Annotated in this window: 12 protein-coding genes; 8 read left to right on the forward strand and 4 right to left on the reverse strand. The window is 45.3% G+C overall.

The window, feature by feature from the left end; genetic code table 11:
• The first annotated feature begins 244 nt into the window (after positions 1-244).
• The 6 genes from QUA83_RS17385 (at position 245) to QUA83_RS17410 (ending at position 7,166) form a co-directional block, all read left to right on the forward strand.
• Positions 245-559 (forward strand): glycosyltransferase family 2 protein, encoded by a 315-nt coding sequence (locus QUA83_RS17385; RefSeq protein ID WP_333294683.1) that lies wholly within the window; start codon positions 245-247, stop codon positions 557-559.
• Between the two features lie 117 nt (positions 560-676).
• Entirely contained in the window at positions 677-1,825 is a 1,149-nt protein-coding gene (locus QUA83_RS17390; protein WP_333294684.1) for a glycosyltransferase, read from the forward strand.
• Positions 1,826-2,194: 369 nt separating this feature from the next.
• Positions 2,195-3,208 (forward strand): glycosyltransferase, encoded by a 1,014-nt coding sequence (locus tag QUA83_RS17395; protein WP_333294685.1) that lies wholly within the window; start codon positions 2,195-2,197, stop codon positions 3,206-3,208.
• A 46-nt stretch (positions 3,209-3,254) separates the two neighbouring features.
• Complete coding sequence (locus QUA83_RS17400) at positions 3,255-4,550, forward strand: glycosyltransferase family 4 protein (RefSeq protein ID WP_333294689.1); 1,296 nt, start codon at positions 3,255-3,257, stop codon at positions 4,548-4,550.
• A 62-nt stretch (positions 4,551-4,612) separates the two neighbouring features.
• Complete coding sequence (gene epsE / locus QUA83_RS17405) at positions 4,613-5,854, forward strand: exopolysaccharide biosynthesis GT4 family glycosyltransferase EpsE (RefSeq protein ID WP_333294690.1); 1,242 nt, start codon at positions 4,613-4,615, stop codon at positions 5,852-5,854.
• 61 nt (positions 5,855-5,915) lie between these two features.
• A complete protein-coding gene (locus QUA83_RS17410) occupies positions 5,916-7,166 on the forward strand; it encodes a glycosyltransferase family 4 protein (RefSeq protein ID WP_333294693.1) in 1,251 nt (416 codons plus the stop codon).
• A gap of 170 nt (positions 7,167-7,336) precedes the next feature.
• Here QUA83_RS17410 and QUA83_RS17415 read toward each other — a convergent pair whose 3' ends face one another.
• From QUA83_RS17415 to QUA83_RS17425, 3 genes are all read right to left on the reverse strand, one after another.
• Positions 7,337-7,690 (reverse strand): DUF1257 domain-containing protein, encoded by a 354-nt coding sequence (locus QUA83_RS17415; RefSeq protein ID WP_006635781.1) that lies wholly within the window; start codon positions 7,688-7,690, stop codon positions 7,337-7,339.
• Between the two features lie 130 nt (positions 7,691-7,820).
• On the reverse strand, positions 7,821-9,341 hold the full coding sequence (gene ycf46 / locus QUA83_RS17420) for a stress-responsive protein Ycf46 (protein ID WP_333294695.1): 1,521 nt from the start codon (positions 9,339-9,341) through the stop codon (positions 7,821-7,823).
• Between the two features lie 107 nt (positions 9,342-9,448).
• Complete coding sequence (locus tag QUA83_RS17425; protein WP_006635783.1) at positions 9,449-9,799, reverse strand: hypothetical protein; 351 nt, start codon at positions 9,797-9,799, stop codon at positions 9,449-9,451.
• An 851-nt stretch (positions 9,800-10,650) separates the two neighbouring features.
• On the opposite strand from QUA83_RS17425, the gene QUA83_RS17430 reads away from it, so the two are divergent.
• Positions 10,651-11,115, forward strand: a complete 465-nt coding sequence (locus tag QUA83_RS17430) for a hypothetical protein (protein WP_333294698.1) — start codon at positions 10,651-10,653, stop codon at positions 11,113-11,115.
• 97 nt (positions 11,116-11,212) lie between these two features.
• Here the strand turns inward: QUA83_RS17430 and sds are convergent, their stop codons facing one another.
• The gene (gene sds, locus QUA83_RS17435; protein WP_333214464.1) at positions 11,213-12,184 is read right to left on the reverse strand and encodes a solanesyl diphosphate synthase; all 972 of its coding nucleotides are present in this window, start codon (positions 12,182-12,184) and stop codon (positions 11,213-11,215) included.
• Between the two features lie 1,954 nt (positions 12,185-14,138).
• On the opposite strand from sds, the gene QUA83_RS17440 reads away from it, so the two are divergent.
• Positions 14,139-16,682 carry a CBS domain-containing protein gene (locus QUA83_RS17440; protein ID WP_333294701.1) on the forward strand — a complete coding sequence of 848 codons (2,544 nt, stop codon included), beginning with the start codon at positions 14,139-14,141 and terminating at the stop codon, positions 16,680-16,682.
• Positions 16,683-16,732: the final 50 nt, after the last annotated feature.

The raw sequence follows: 16,732 nt of genomic DNA on the forward strand, positions 1-16,732 counted from the left end.
CATCTTTATTTGACGATTTTACTAGCTTTTTCATTTTAACTCTTTTTTGACACATTCGCAAAAGTGAGATGCACCCTGCCAAACAAACAAGGTATCTTTACAATTTATAATTTCCCTCCTCATCATAGTTATCTGGTAGTAACATCTGAGAACAGAAAATTATTCGTATGTGGTATCGTAAAGTGGGTGTAGTTGCAGAACAAGAAATAAAATTTTATTAGGCGTAAAATTCAAGAGGTAAACCTTGAAAAACATTGGATTAGTAGCGATCGGACGAAACGAAGGCCAGCGCCTTCGCCAATGCCTCGTCTCGGCCACAGACAAAGTTGCCCGCGTCGTCTATGTCGATTCCGGCTCAACAGACGGTAGCCTAGAGTTAGCCCGATCGATCGGAACCGATACAGTAGAACTAGACTTATCTATACCCTTTACCGCAGCACGCACCAGAAACGAAGGCTTTGCCCACTTGCTGGAACTAGCAGCAGCCCTTGAATTTGTCCAATTTGTGGATGGCTGCTGCCAATTGGTTGACGGCTGGCTCCAGAGAGTCGCACAATAACTCGCAGCCCAACCAGAATTAGCAGCAGTCTGCAGCCGCACAAGAAATTCCCCGCAGCCACAGCTTGCAGGATCAATTTTGATCGAGAAACACTACTCAAACTAAAACAATAATTCAATGGATACACTCAAAAAGCCAGCGCACATTGCTATTTATCTGCATTGCCTGTTCAATGGGGGTATAGAGCGGGTAATGTTGAACTTAACTCGCAATTTTGTAGCTCGCGGTGTCAAGGTAGATTTGGTAATTAACTTTCCCGGAAATCTTTTCCTGTGGGACTTTCCCCCGTCGGTTCGGATTATCAACCTTGAAGCTGAAAAGATATTAACAAGAGTTCCTAAATTAGTGCGTTACCTGCGACAGGAACAACCCACAGCTTTAATGTCAGCAAATCATTTTGCTAACGAAGTAGCACTATTGAGTAAGCATTTTTCTGGCTTACCGACACGGGTGGTGGTATCAGAACACACGCATCTTTCCCAGGAAGTGGGAAATTCCTCTCCCTTAACCTTTAAGCATTGGTCGCCTCTGACAGCGCGACTTTTATACCCCTGGGCAGACGGCATAGTAGCAGTTTCTCAAGGAGTAGCTGAAGACGTAGCGGCTATAACTGGCTTAGCTGCCGAGCGAATCCAGGTAATTAACAACCCCATAGAGACTGATGAAATCATAGAAAAAGGTAAAGAACCTCTAGACCACCCCTGGTTTAATTCCCCAGAAGTGCCTGTAATTCTGGGAGTGGGGAGATTAGAAAAACAAAAAAATTTTCCTAACTTAATTAATGCTTTTGCTAAAGTACGACAGGTGCGATCGGCTCGGCTGATGATTTTAGGCGAGGGGTCAGAGCGGGAACGACTGGAATATCTAATCCGCGAATTGGGCTTGGAAAAAGACGTGGCAATGCCCGGTTTTGTAAAAAATCCTTTTGCATACATGGCACGATCTACAGTATTTGTCTTGTCTTCATCTTGGGAAGGCCTGTCGATGGTACTGGCAGAAGTAATGACTTTGGGAACCCCAATTGTTTCTACAAATTGCCAAAGCGGCCCGTCTGAACTTTTAGACGGAGGCAAGTACGGCGAGCTAGTTCCAGAAGGCGACAGTGAAGCGCTGGCACAAGGTATTTTAAAAGTATTGTCCGGTCAAACAAAGCCTGCCGATCCAGCTTGGCTTGCCCAATTCAACCTGGAGGTTACGGCTCAAAAATATCTGGATATTCTGGGCATCACTGATTGCGAATTCCGCTCAGCAGTTCCGGTAAAATAACTACAATACTCCTAGGGGCGGGTTTCACCAAAAAATTACAATTCAGGCTAGCAATCTACATCAAACCGCCCCCAAAGAAATCGACAGAATTTGATTATGGGCAATTCCACTGGTGGCAGAGAGACAAAAATCTATGGCTGCCTCACCGATCAATGCAGTAAATTGCGAATAAATAACTTAAATTTAGCATTTGTGACCGAGCAGCACTCAGAAGTATTGGTGTTGTTTAATGCACAATAAGCTACCAGTAGTTGAACACCGAAGACAGGAACTCGTTGGGATTTATGTTATAAAGATATTGTGAAGTTAGCTTAACAGTTACTAAAATATTAAAATAACAGCTCGCGAGTCGAATTTAAGAGGTAAGAGTTGAAACAAGTTGGATTAGTGGCGATCGGACGAAATGAAGGGCAGCGCCTCCGCCAATGCCTCGTCTCGGCCACAGACAAAGTTGCCCGCGTCGTCTATGTCGATTCCGGCTCAACAGACGGTAGCCTAGATTTAGCCCGATCGATCGGAGCCGATACAGTAGAACTAGACTTATCTATACCGTTTACCGCAGCACGCGCCAGAAACGAAGGCTTTGCCCGCTTGCTGGAAATAGCGCCAGACATCGAATTTGTCCAATTTGTGGATGGTGACTGCGAAGTAGTGGATGGATGGATTGATCGAGCCTACAGCGAACTCGCAGCCAAACCAGACGTAGCAGCAGTATGCGGCCGCAGGCGCGAACGATATCCCGAAGCAAGCATCTACAACCAATTGTGCGACATTGAGTGGGATACCCCCATCGGCGAAACCAAAGCCTGCGGTGGCGACTCCATGATGCGCGCCACCGCATTTGAGCAAGTCGAAGGTTTCAATCCCGCACTAATAGCCGGCGAAGAACCCGAACTGTGCTTGCGGCTTCGCCAAAAAGGTTGGAAAATCCTCCGCTTAGACGCAGAAATGACCCTGCACGACGCGCAAATGACCAGTTTCGCTCAGTGGTGGAAGCGCGCTCAAAGAGCGGGTCACGCCTATGCCGAAGGTTCCTGGATGCACGGCAGCGAACCAGAGCGCCATTGGGTCAAAGAAACCCGCAGCACCTGGTTTTGGGGCTTAGTGTTGCCAGCCCTAGCCTTGGCCATGACATGGCCGACAAAAGGCTGGAGCTTGTTACTATTGAGTGGCTACCCCTTAGCAACCTATCGCACCTATAACTATTATATAAAGCATCGGGAGTTCACAACTAAAGACGCAGCCATCTACGCTTTGTCATGTGTATTAGCCAAATTTCCCCAGCTACAAGGTCAAATTCAGTTTCACCAGCGCCGATTGCTGGGGCAGCAGAGCAAGCTAATCGAATACAAAACCACCAACTCTATTAATTCAGCCAGCTAGAATTACAGCTAACGTCCCAGAAAGTCAACCTCTAAGTAGCAAACAAATGAGTAATAAAAAATTAAAAGTTTTACTAATTGTAGAACAATGCAATCCTGACTGGGCATCAGTACCTTTGGTGGGGTACAATTTTTTTCAAAAAATCAACAATTTAGTTGATGCAACACTCGTTACTCATATTAGAAATAAACCAGCCCTGGAAAAACATCCGGAATATAAAAAAATCATCTACCTTGAGGAAGGAAAGTTAGCCCAGCAATATTATAAAATAGTTGCAAAGCTTACCGCAACCGGGCGAATAAATTGGCCAGTTTATCATGCCTTGAATTACCCAATTTATGAGCAATTCAATCAACAAGTATATCAAAAATTCAAAGGAAAAATCCTCAACGGAGATTATGACATAGTTCATGCAATTACCCCGATGATGCCGCGCTATCCGTTTAAAGTAGTCAGTGTATGCCAGCAGACTCCTTTTATTCTAGGGCCAGTGAATGGGGGCATTCCCTTTCCCCCAGGTTTTCAAGAAACGGCAAGACAAGAATTTGCTCAATTTAACTTTTTGAGAGCAGTTGGTAGAGCATTAATTCCAGGTTATGCAGAAACTTACCAAAAAGCCGACAAAATTTTAGCGGGTTCACAATATACTTTAAATATGCTAAAAGATTTGTTTGCAATCCCTGACCAAAGAATTGATTTGTTATACGAAAATGGCCTTTCCGAGGATTTTTTAAATCAGAAAAATATTTTCAAGAAAGATGTTAGCAAGATCAATCTGCTTTTTGTGGGTCGCTTAGTTCCTTACAAAGGCGCCGATATGGTCATTGAGTCTATTGGGAAATTAGACCAGGAACTTCAAAGTAAAATCCGCTTAAGCATAGTAGGAGACGGCTCAGAAAGAAACAATTTGGAAAACAGAGTGAAGGAGCTTAAATTAGGCGAAATAGTCAGCTTTGCCGGATGGATTAATCAACAAGAAACTCTGGATTATTACAGAAAAGCAGATATTTTTTGTTTCCCTTCGATCCGAGAGTTTGGTGGCGCAGTGGTAATGGAAGCTATGGCTTGCGGGCTCCCCTGCATAGTGGCTAATAACGGCGGTATTGGTGAATACGTGAATGAAGAAACTGGTTTTAAGATAGAGCCAATTTCTAGAGATTATCTCACCCAAGAGTTGACAAGTAAAATTAAGCTGTTAGTCGAAGATGATCGGCTGCGGGAAAGTATGTCAGCTAAGGCGATCGAAAAAGCCAGAGAATTTGCGTGGGAAAACAAAGCCATAAAAATAGTAGAAATTTACGAAAAAATGCTCGGTGAGAAAAGTGTTAATGCCTCGACATAGTAGAGTGATGTTGTTATAATAAAGCGATATTTTTGAGTTAAAAATTAGAAAGTAGGTACGAAATGAAGGCAAAAATTGGATACTTTATTCCACAATTTCCAGGACAAACACACATTTTTTTCTGGCGGGAGCGCCAATTTCTTGCAGAACTGGGAATTGAAACAGATTTAGTATCCACTCAACCGCCCCCCAGAGCGATCGCTTCTCACGTATGGGCAGAAGAAGCTCAAAAAAATACTGTTTATCTATTTCCTTTTGCTGCGAAAGATTTTATTAACTCATTCCTAGAGGTTCTCAAAGCTGGTCCCGCTGCATGGTGGCAGTGCCTCGCAGTTACTGCCAAAGCGAGTGACACATCCTTATCTCAAAAGGTTCGGCTATTGGCATTGATTTTTGTTGCTGGCAAACTCGCAAGGTTAGCAAGAACAAAAGGTTGGTCGCACATCCACGTTCATTCCTGTGCCAATGCCGCCAGTATAGCGATGTTCGCCTCATTACTCTCAAAAGTATCGTATAGCCTGACGCTGCACGGCCCCCTAAGTGACTACGGCCCTAACCAAGAACAGAAATGGCACTTTTCGGCTTTTGCAATAGTCATTACTAAAAAGCTTTATGACGAAGTGAACAAATGCCTTGCGGGTCATCTTCCTCAAAAGGTTGAAATAGCTCCTATGGGGGTTGACCTCTCGCGTTTCCAGAGAAAAATACCATATTCTGTATGGAATGGAAGTGATGCTTGCCACATTTTTAGTTGCGGGCGTCTCAACAGATGTAAAGGTCATGCGGATTTGATTGCGGCGATAGATATACTCAGAAAACGAGGATTTAATGTTGAGCTGCAAATTGCTGGAGAAGACGAACAGGGTGGCAGTGGCTACCGCCTTGAGTTAGAAAAGCTGATCGAACAGCTTGGCTTGAAAAGTTGTGTTAGCCTTCTCGGTGCGGTGTCTGAAGATACCGTCAATGAGTCCCTTGAAAAAGCACAGGTATTTGTCCTTGCCAGTTGGCACGAACCTCTAGGTGTCGCCATCATGGAAGCGATGGCAATGGAGATGCCTGTAGTAGTTACAGGGTCAGGAGGAGTAAAGGAGCTTATAGATGACGGGATTGATGGGCTACTTGTAGAACCTGAAGCCCCCGATCAATTAGCAGATGCGATCGCCAATCTCTTGCAAAATCCCGAACTTGCTTTGAGCCTCAGTCAGGAATCCCGCAAAAAAATCATGGCCAAATTTAGCCACGGCCGCAGTGCAGAAACTTTAGCTCAGTGCTTGGAAAAACTTGGAATAACTAACCCGTCTTAGTTATTCCAAAGAAGAAATTTAATCTCAGAGTACATAAATGTAGTTGAGTCCGAAACAAGTTATGCGAATTTTAATTGTTGCTCAGAATGCCTCAACTAAATTCGGTGGCGAGTCATTGCTGCCGGTCAACTACTTCCGGATACTTCGATCACGCCAAATAGAGACATGGTTAGTGACGCACGCCCGCACCCAGGCAGAACTCACAGGGCTGTTTCCAGAAGACCGCGATCGGATGCACTTTGTACCCGATACTTGGCTGCACCGGCTGCTTAACAATTGCGCGCGATTTATTCCTGAAAGAGTGAATGACTTTACTTTTGGGCTGCTCTCTCACCTGTACACCCAAGTGCTACAGCGTCGCATTGTCCGGCGGCTGGTGAGCGAACACAAGATTGATATTGTACACGAACCGACACCAGTCTCGGCAACAATTCCTTCGTTGATGTTCGGATTGGGAGTGCCGGTAGTTATCGGGCCGATGAACACGTCGGTTAATTTTCCTCTGGCTTTTCGAGCGCGCCAAAATCCTACCATAGATATTTTAATCGAGATCGGTCACCAGTGCGTCGATTTTTTCAATCGTCTTTTTCCCGGTAAAATCAAAGCCGAGACGCTGTTAGTGGCAAACGAGCGCACGAAGCAGGCACTTGCATCTGGGGTGCAGGGTAAAATTATTGAACTTGTGGAAAACGGCGTGGATTTCTCGGTGTGGCGATCGGACTCTAGCTTATCAAGAGCAGCGGCCGGGCAGGTTCATTTTATATTTTTAGGCAGGCTGATCGACTGGAAAGCTGTAGATTTACTGCTGGAAGCCTTCGCGCCCGTCGTCGCTCAAACTGATGCAGTCTTGGAAATCATCGGTGATGGGCACATCCGAGGGGAACTCGAAGCTCAAACAGCTCGTTTAGGCATCGACAGCAGCGTTGTATTTAGTGGCTGGCTGTCTCAGGAGGAGTGCGCTCTCAAAATGCAACAAGCTCATGCAATGGTTTTCCCCAGTTTGCGGGAGCCTGGGGGGGCAGTGGTGATGGAGGCAATGGCAGTGGGCTTACCCGTCATAGCAACGAACTGGGGCGGCCCGGCAGATTATCTGAATTCCACTTGCGGTATTTTAGTAGAACCGACTTCTAAAGAAGGATTTGTCCAAGGACTGACAGATGCGATGCTCAAGCTCGCTCAGTCACCAGAATTAAGGCAGAGTATGGGTTGTGCGGGACGGGAACGAGTCAGGCAGCATTTTGATTGGGAACGCAAAGTCGATCGAATACTTGAAATTTATCAACAAACGATCGACGATTACCCCAAGCATTAGGTAGCCGAGCATTAAAGCATAAAGCAGCAGCTTTCAGATTGAAAGCTGCTGCTTGGGGGTGCTAAAAAAGTATGTGGCGGCCCAAAGACCCCCCTCTACATCCTAGCTAGCTAAAAACGGGTTAACCCGTTTGTTTGGTTAACCCGCGAGCTTGGAAACATGCAGTTCAATTAGTTTTGCACTACCAGCTTAACGTTGGCATTTTGCAAACCGCGCTGCTTGACTGCTGCCAAGGTCTTGTTAACTGCGTACTTCTGGTTGATGGAGTTGATTAACTCAGTTTGATTGTGCTTTTTGGCGACGCCCCAGAGGTCGGCAATCAGATCAAAAGAACCATCGCTATTGCGAGACCAACCCAGGTCATATTCGCCTTCGAGAATCGCTACGATGTCGGAGCGAACGCGCTGACCATTATAGCCACGAACATCAGCTTCTGACTTGACTGAAATGCCCAAGTCACGCAGGGAAGCTTTCAGGATTTCGGCGTCGGTGATTTTGGTACGCAGAGTGCTAAAGTGAGACATTGGATTTCCTCCTAATAAAACTGAGAGAGAAACAACAACGGTCTGGATTTAACGGTGCCGCTGGGCGGCTCTTGAATCGAACTGCTAGCTGTTGCTAGCCTTTGCTCCTGTTTGGACCAGGAGAAAGCTTTTAGAATTCCATTCGCTGGTATTCAGCGACGGAAGACGCAGCGGGCCGTGCACGCTGTCTAGCCCAATCTCGAAGGGCAGTGACCTGTTCGGTCATTGTTTTAGACAGTGGCATTGTAGATTTAATGGCCGCGATGATGTCTAGCTGCGTAAACTCTCGATCTTGAGCGAAGGCTTCGTACATTGCGGCTACTAGCGCTTGCTCAATCTCTGCACCTGAAAAGCCCTCGGAAACATTGGAAAGTTGCTCTAAATCGAAGCGAGTAATTTCCCGACGCCGCTTTGACAGGTGAATCTTAAATATATCTTGGCGTTCTTCTTTGGTAGGCAGATCAACAAAGAAGAGTTCGTCGAATCGGCCTTTCCTCAAGAATTCTCCCGGCAACCGCTCGATTCGGTTGGCTGTTGCCATTACGAAGACTGGGGAAGTCTTTTCTTGCATCCAAGTGAGGAATGAACCGAAAATCCGGCTGGAGGTTCCTCCGTCTGAGTCTGCCGAACCAGTGCCTCCTGCAAAGGCTTTGTCTAGTTCGTCGATGAAGAGGAGGGCTGGAGAGATGGATTCTGCGGTTTTGAGGGCATTGCGGAGGTTTGCTTCCGAGCGACCCACCATCGAGCCATCGTAGACTCTACCCATATCTAGCCTCAGCAGGGGCAGTCCCCAGAGGCGGGAGGTGGTCTTAGCAATCAGCGATTTTCCGCATCCCGGTACGCCAAGAATTAACATCCCTTTTGGTTGGGGCAGACCGTATTCTCTCGCCCTTTCTGTAAAGGCGTTGGAACGCTGTCTCAGCCACCGCTTCAGCTCTTCTAAACCGCCGACTGCATCCAGGGTTTCGTCTTCTTCAATGAACTCTAGAATGCCGTTGCGGCGAATTAATTGCTTTTTTTCCGAAAGAACTATGTCTACTTCTTCTTCTGTGAGGCGCCCAGTCGAAACTTGGGCTTTGCGATAAACTTTTTCAGCTTCGTCCTTGGTCAATCCCAAGGCTGCTTTTAAAAGTTTTTCTCGCGCTTCTGTGGTAATGCGTCGCGATTTCGTTTGCTCCAACTGACCAGACAAGACTTGGTTTAGTTCTTTCATGTCTGGCAACGCGAAGTCTAATACCACTACTTCCTTTTCTAGCTCGATCGGAATTTGCTGCAAAGGAGACATCAGTATAATTGTCTTTTGCGTTCCTTTGAAGTGGGCGATCGCATCGCGCAACCACCTCGTTACCGGAGGAGAATCTATAAAAGGATGCAAATCTTTGAAAATGTAGATGCTAGCGTTACTGTTGGGTTCTCGCTGCCTGATCACCCATTCAATTGCTGCCTCGGGCGAGACGGTGTTGTGTTGGGTGGTGGTGCGGGGTTGACCATACTCCACAATGCCGTGAGTTACAGTCCAGATAAATACTCGTCGCTGTGGTTTTGCTTGAGCTATTGTCGAAATTGCTTGCTCACACCGCTCTTCCTCGGATGTCACGAGGTAGATCAGAGGATATTGAGCTTGGATTAGAATACTGATCTCTTCTTGCATAGTCCTCGACCCACTAGAGACGGTGCTATCTTTGCTGAATCTCAATGCTGCCCTTCGCCATCTTACTGAAAATTGCAGTTTTAGCTTTTTGGGGAAGCAAGGCATTCTTAGCAGGGAACCAATTCTTCCTCTCCCGGTTTGGCGGTGCTGGCACTGACGCCCGACACCTGCTTTACTGGAAGATCCTGTTCAGCCAATACGCTCGGCTGACTTGTTACGGATGCCAGTTCTCCATCTCGCATTACTACTGAACCCGTGCATTCTGGACAGTTGTATACCCGATGGGTTTGTCCGTAGGAGGCTTCTACTTCGTCAACCAGTTCGGGATTTCCTAGGTAGAAGACAATTGCCCTTTCTGCAATTGATGACATCGGTTCAGTTTCGACTGCGGCTCGGATTTTGAGCTGGCGATGCAGTTCTGGTGGAAGATACAATGTAACTTTTTGCTTTTCTTGCATATGACAGTGAATTGACTTACCCGGGTATGTATATCAGATTAGCCGCTGAATTCTTTGCTGTCAAGCCTCTATGCTGCTTTAGCGTCATCTTGTAATATTTCGTTACATTTGAGGTGACTCTGGGGCAGTCAACAACGAAAAAGTTAGGGGTGTAACTGATGAGTCCGAGGTGCAGCAGCAGGTATGGGTAGCGTCAATCGATTTTAGATTTTAGATTTTAGATTTTAGAGGCGACCCCAGGGATAAATGCGGGGGCTTGAGGATTTTTGATGTTCGATTTTGGATTGATTCCACGGATAAATCACGTGGCGGGTACCACCTTTGAAATTCCTGGTCAAGGACGATCGACCAACTATAAATATGAATAATAGATATATAGGAGTGGGGCCAACAAATTCTTTGAGTCGCCATCTGGGGTAAGGTGCGCCATCAGCACCCAGCCCGCTCATGAGTGCGCCGTAAGCGCCGGGGGACTCAGTACACAACGAAGTTACTAACTTTGGGCGTTTTGATTTTGAAACCAAACTCCCCCAAGCAGTTTTTATTGCTTTAAGTTTGAAAAATCAGAACGTGAAATAGCAGTTTTCGGCTTTTTATCGGGCTCAGATTTAACACACCTTGACAGCGCTAGCGCTCAGCACTCTATGGTTAGACTTTTTGGATGACATTGTGTAAGGTGTTACGCACTTAATTTTTTTGCCCCAATGCTCGCTACAGGGACTCTAGGCTGCCAAATCTTAAATTTAGAGGGGTGTCAGCTTATCTTTAATAGGGCAGTGCTGGGTAATATATACTTGGATGCGGACCTGCTAACCTGAAATTTTTAATTTTAGATATCAAAGAACTGACTGATGGATTTAGACCAACAGATTCAAGCATTGATCGAAAAAGCTCCGCCCGACGGTTCGACGCCACAAATCTTAAAGGCGATCGCCCCGGCACTGGTGTTAATTGCCCAACAGCTACAGCACCTCGAATACTCGATCCTGCAAGCGGTAGACCAAAGTTGGGCGATCGTAGTTTTGAGCAATCTCAAGCAACCGGGACGGGAGAAGAGGGTGATTTATGCTTGGACAAGTATTAAAGATGCGTCGCAGGCTGCGGCTGCTGGGGGCGATCGCCTCAGACCGGTGCTTTTGCCTGTCACTCACATTTTATTTCAGATGATAGCTCTGGAAGGTCTTGACAGCATTGTTTTTTTTGAAAGTCCCGGAAATCAGGAAGTCGGGACGGAAATCCCTCGCGAGCAAGTACAGAGTTTAATTAACGTTTACTTGCAACAGTATCGATCGGCTCCACCGCCAGATATTGCCTAAACCACTCAATTTTCTATTAATTGGTAATAGGGCATTAGGCATTGGGAATGCCCCATTACCAATTCCCCATTACCAATAAAGTGTAACTTTTTAACCTCTAATAAAGCCTACTCAAAACGTATTCAGCCAAATCAATCAAAGCTTGACGGGACTCTGAATGGGGCAGCGCAGCTAAGTATTCGACGGCTTTCTGTGCGTGGTTTGTGGCTAGTTCTCGCGATCGCTCTATGCCTCTAGAATCTTCTACCAGTGCCAGGGCCTGCTCTATATCTCCTTCTTGGGCAAATTCGCGTTCTATGAGAACTTCCAAGTAAGGTTTTTCTTCTAAGGCAAATAGTGCGGGTGCTGTCAGATTACCGCTTCTGAGATCCGAGCCTGCAGGTTTCCCCAAAGTTTCCGTTGAAGCGGTGAAATCTAATATATCATCTACTATTTGGAATGCCAAACCAATGTTTCGCCCGTAGTTGTACAAATCGTCTGCTATTTCCGCTGAAACCTCGCTCAAACAGCCCGCTGCTTTGGAACTGTTGGCAATTAAAGACGCTGTTTTGTAATAACTTTTTTCGAGGTACGCTTCGATCGACAAGCTGGTGTCAAATCCATTTAGTCCCTGTTGAATTTCCCCCTCAGCTAAATCCATAATCACTTCTGAAAGCAGTTTTACTACTGGCAGGTTATCAAGATTTGCCAAATGCCAGGAAGATTGAGCAAACAGGAAGTCTCCCGCCAATACTGCCACTCGGTTGTTAAACCGACTGTGAACCGTAGGCACTCCCCGCCGCAGATCCGACTCGTCCACCACGTCATCGTGCACGAGACTAGCTGTGTGGATCATTTCCGTGATTTCAGCGAGGCGGCGGTGTTTTTCCGTGATTTCCCGATCGGGCATAGTCGCCTTGGCCATCAACAGAACGATTGCGGGTCTCACTCGTTTTCCCTTTGTGCCGAATAAGTATTCTGCAGCCGCGTACAAGATGGGATGACGGGCACCCACTAACTGTTTTAAGTTTTCTGTCAACAGTCGCAGGTCTTCTTCAACCGAGGAAAATAGGAGAGTGCTAGAGATCATGGATACGCCGACTCAAGCCGTAAAGTAACAAAATTTTACATATCATATCTTTATTTTAAGGTAATTCTCTGCAATAGAAAAGAAAAATCTAGGCGATCGGCAGTTATTTGTCATCTACCACCCGATGGGAGTCACCCGTCTGCCAGAGGCGAGTAGCCGGCTGCCAGAGGGGTTGCCCCTATTGTATCGAATTGTTAAGGACATTGCCAAAAAATCTCTAAATCCCAGAAACCCTGTGTTATTATGGGTATTAAGGATTTAAACAATTCTATACATTAAGTACAGCCAGACGGGCAGGTAGCTATTAGGTGCCTGTAAAAGTTTCGTAGAGCCAGCCTTGTTAGTCGATCGCAGCCAAAATTTCTGGGACAGATTTTTAGTTCCTCGCAGCTAAAAGTTTTCAGAAGTTAAGAGTAGCGCATCTTATGTGCACGGTAGCTCAAAGCAGCTAAAGTGGATGGTTTTAGGCTGTTTAAGCATCTGTAAAGCAGTAAATCATTATTGATGACCGGGAACGCCTAAATGTTCCCGCAGGCTTGATATGGAAAAACAGCCTTCAGAACCAAGGCATGGTCTTGCGTGCTGACTTAATGTAGTAGGTCTTGAACTTGTCCTGCTCCTCCTCGTCCTTGACTTTTGGTTCTAATTATGATTTATCGCGATATTCCTCTAATTATTCCCATTCTGGCCGCCGGTTATGTAATGACTATTTATGTAGTGCTGATGTTGGCCGAACGCAGCGCTAAAATCACTCGATTGGGCGAGTAGTGCACTGCTGGGCAGCCGAAGTCGGCAGCAGCGCCCTCGCTTCACTCTGGAGAATTTGGAATACTCAATAATAACCCTGCCTTGAATGCTTGCGCGCAAAGGCAGGGTTATTATTTACAATTGCGGGCACCCTGATTTTCTGGGCTGCTAGTTACTGCAACACATAGCTACAGTTATCGATGTTCAATGCCAACAGCCTCTGAGGCAGGATATTATATTTAGTAGCAGCTTGTATCGCTCACAGCAAGTTTCATCTAAGGGAAAGTCGCGCAATGTTCCGAGAAAGTTATTAAATTATTCTCAAAAATGCTGAATTTGAAGTTGTCGGTTATTGTGCCAAAACTCGCAATATTCCTATTTCTTATGGCAATAAATTACAGAAATAAAATGCGAAATTTCTGAAGCGAGCATCCTGCTTGCTCAACATAAGGAATCCATAAACTTGCACTGCAATCACATATTTCATCAAAGGGTGCTTAAAGGGTTGATTCAGGCAGATAGTCTCTGTCATTTATCACGGATTCTCAAGAATAGAATTTGCTAGAGAGAGCCACAAAAGTAATTTTTAATTTAAAAAATATTTTCGAGATAACTGTATGGTAGAAAAGTAATTGCCACTATTAATGACCCCTTAAAACTAGATTAACTTTTGATTTAAAAACTACAAAACCGAGTATAAATTGTCAGAGAATCTCAAGCTACACTGCCTCAATTGTTGTGTAATCCAGACGAACTCAAACAAGCTTCCCTAAATATGATGCACAATGGTTTACAAGCGATAGAGAATTGCGGAGTTTTAAAAGTAGAGGTCTGAGCAGAAAATCAGAGCCTACTCGTCACTGGCAACTGAATTACCCGGTAATTTTGCCACAAATATGTGATCCGTTCTTTACCACAAAACTCGCCGACGAAGGCAGCGGCGGGGGACGGGAGATTGTTAAAAAAAGTGTGGAAAAATATTCGGGTAAAATAGAAGTAACATCAGTTATCGGTCAAAGGACGTGGTGTTAATTCCGATCGCGCTCAAGGGCGATCGCACTAAAAATCATACCAATGCGCCACTAAAATGCAACTTTAGACCGATGTCAATTCTCGATTGCGGTGAGCGTACCGCGACGGTAAAATCTGAAATCTAAAATGGTATTAAGTGGCGGTTCCGCCTGCATATATCCCCCTTGATTTGCCCATGTCAACAACAGTTTCTGATACCCAAAGCTTGCTAGAACAGGCGATCGACCCCAAACCGCCGGTGCTGCCTCCAGACACACCCTTGAAAGTCGCAATTGCTGCCATGACTGAGGCGAGTGCCAGTTGTATTTTAATCGCGTTTGAGCAGCAATTGCTCGGAATTTTTACAGAACGCGATGTTGTGAAAATAACTGCTAGCGAAATACCGCTAGAAGGGGTGGCAATTTCTGAGGTAATGACTGAAAACCCGATCGCTATTTCCATCGATCAAGGGGGAAATATCTTCAAAGTATTGAGCATATTGCGATCGAAAAGAATCCGTCATTTACCCGTCCTAGATGAAGGTGGCAAGTTGCTAGGCGCTATCACCTGCGAAAGCATCCGTCAAATCCTCAAACCGGCAGACTTACTGAAAATGTGGCGTGCCGAAGAAATTATGACCAGACAAGTAATATTTACCTCAAGCAGCGCGTCAGTTTTAGAAGTCGCAAAACAGATGAGAAACCAGCGGAAAAGCTGCATAGTCATTTGCACCGACAGCGACAAAAAAAATCAGAAACCTGTGGGCATAATTACAGAACGCGACATTGTTAAATTCCAAGCTTCGGGACTAGATTTCGCACGTACTCCCGTCACCGCCGCGATGAGTTTTCCGCTGATACCGTTGCAGGTAAAAGCCACCTTGTGGCAGGCTCATCAGTTAATGCAGCAGCACGGCATCCGGCGCTTGGTGGTGGTGGACGAGGAAGGATATTTAGCCGGAATTGTGACTGAAATTAGCCTGCTGCAGGCCTTAGATCCGGTAGAAATGCACGCAAATGTCGAGCTTTTGCAGGAAACAGTCGCCGACAAAATTCAGGAGTTGAACAAAATGAACGAAGAATTGCAAAAAGAAGCGTTGCGGAGAACTGAAGTCGAGGAAAAATTGCGACTCTTAAATGATAATTTGGAAGAACAAATCAAACAGCGAACTTTAGAATTAATTAATGCCAACAGTCAGTTAAAAAAGGAAATACAAGACCGCACCACCGCTGAATCTGAAGTTCGCCGCCTCAACACCGAACTCGAACAGCGAGTTTTAGACCGCACGGTTCAACTAGCAGCCAGTAACGAAGAATTGCAGCAACAAATTAGCGGTAGAAAATTGCTCGAAGAAAAATTGCACTTTTCTGAAAGGAAAGTCCGCGCCGTTTTTGAAGCGATGACCGACATCGTTCTCGTGCTAGACAGTCAGCGGAACATAGAAGTTTTGCCAACGAATGTGGCAGCAGCTTCTGAGCCTGATTGCGATATCGTCAGCTTGACCATAGAACATTTTTTTGACGACGACAACCCGGATGATTGGTGGGTGTTAGTTCAGCAAGTGTTAGAAACACAACAAACTATCAATTTTGACTACAGCTTAACAGTTTCTGGTCGCGAAATTTGGTTTTCTGCCTGCATTTCTCTGTTCTCAAAAGATGCAGTTATTTGGGTTGCCCGCAACATCAACGCCCGCAAAATAGCCGAGTCAGCGCTGTGCCAAAAAAATGCAGAATTATCTCATACCTTAGAAGAACTGAAGCGGACTCAAAAAGAACTTATTCAATCAGAAAAAATGGCAGCCCTCGGACAGTTAATTGCCGGAGTTGCTCATGAAATCAATTCTCCTTTAGGGGCGATTCGCTCTTCTGTGCAGAACATCGCCGACTTCTGGACGGAACAGTTGCAGCAGTTGCCGATATTTTTTCAACAACTATCCCCGGAAAGGCGGCACGATTTCTTTGCTTTGCTACATAAGTCCAGCCAAGAAACAGATACATTATCTAGTAAAGAAAAACGTCAGTTAAAAAAAGTTTTGCAGGGGCAATTAGAATCAGAAAAGATTGACGCCGCCGCCAGTCTTGCCTGTACTTTATTAGATATCGGCATCGGCAATAATGTAGAACCTTTTTTACCTTTATTGAAAGACAGCCAAAGTCGAAGTATTGTACAAACCGCCTACCAATTTGCTACGGTACAAAAAAGCACTAAAAATATTGCTACTGCTACAGATAGGGCAGCCAAAATCGTTTTTGCTTTGAAAAGCTACTCTCGTTACGACCAGTCGGGTTCCAAAGTAATCGCTAATATTACCGACGGTATTGATACTGTTTTAACGCTTTACCACTACCAAATCAAACACGGTGTGGAAGTAGTCAGAAACTATGGTACTAATTTGCCCTCTGTGCTATGCTATCCTGATGAACTCAATCAAGTTTGGACAAATTTAGTTCACAATGCTTTACAAGCGATGGGCAACAAAGGCGTGTTAAAAATTGATGTCAAACACCAAGCGAACGCAATATCAGTCAGTATTACCGACAGTGGTCCCGGCATTCCTCCAGAGATTATGCCGAGAATTTTTGAGCCGTTTTTCACAACTAAACCTCCAGGGGAAGGCAGCGGTTTGGGATTAGATATAGTTCAAAAAATTCTGGAAAAACACCAAGGTGAACTGCAAGTAGAAAGCGTGCCTGGTCAAACAAAATTTACTATATCCTTGCCCGTCGAAATCCCTTAATAGGAATAAAAAAAAGAGGGAAATGCCCCAATTTTTAAAATTTAATAGAA

Origin of the sequence: Microcoleus sp. K1-B1 (assembly GCF_036704705.1) — a bacterium.
GTDB lineage: Bacteria > Cyanobacteriota > Cyanobacteriia > Cyanobacteriales > Microcoleaceae > Microcoleus.

Excerpts from the sequence above, each read along its gene's own strand:
- QUA83_RS17390 (WP_333294684.1), top strand. The coding sequence starts at position 677 with ATGGATACACTCAAAAAGCCAGCGCACATTGCTATTTATCTGCATTGC.
- QUA83_RS17400 (WP_333294689.1), top strand. The coding sequence starts at position 3,255 with ATGAGTAATAAAAAATTAAAAGTTTTACTAATTGTAGAACAATGCAAT.
- epsE (WP_333294690.1), top strand. The coding sequence starts at position 4,613 with ATGAAGGCAAAAATTGGATACTTTATTCCACAATTTCCAGGACAAACA.
- QUA83_RS17410 (WP_333294693.1), top strand. The coding sequence starts at position 5,916 with ATGCGAATTTTAATTGTTGCTCAGAATGCCTCAACTAAATTCGGTGGC.
- QUA83_RS17415 (WP_006635781.1), bottom strand. The coding sequence starts at position 7,690 with ATGTCTCACTTTAGCACTCTGCGTACCAAAATCACCGACGCCGAAATC.
- ycf46 (WP_333294695.1), bottom strand. The coding sequence starts at position 9,341 with ATGCAAGAAGAGATCAGTATTCTAATCCAAGCTCAATATCCTCTGATC.
- QUA83_RS17425 (WP_006635783.1), bottom strand. The coding sequence starts at position 9,799 with ATGCAAGAAAAGCAAAAAGTTACATTGTATCTTCCACCAGAACTGCAT.
- QUA83_RS17430 (WP_333294698.1), top strand. The coding sequence starts at position 10,651 with ATGGATTTAGACCAACAGATTCAAGCATTGATCGAAAAAGCTCCGCCC.
- sds (WP_333214464.1), bottom strand. The coding sequence starts at position 12,184 with ATGATCTCTAGCACTCTCCTATTTTCCTCGGTTGAAGAAGACCTGCGA.
- QUA83_RS17440 (WP_333294701.1), top strand. The coding sequence starts at position 14,139 with ATGTCAACAACAGTTTCTGATACCCAAAGCTTGCTAGAACAGGCGATC.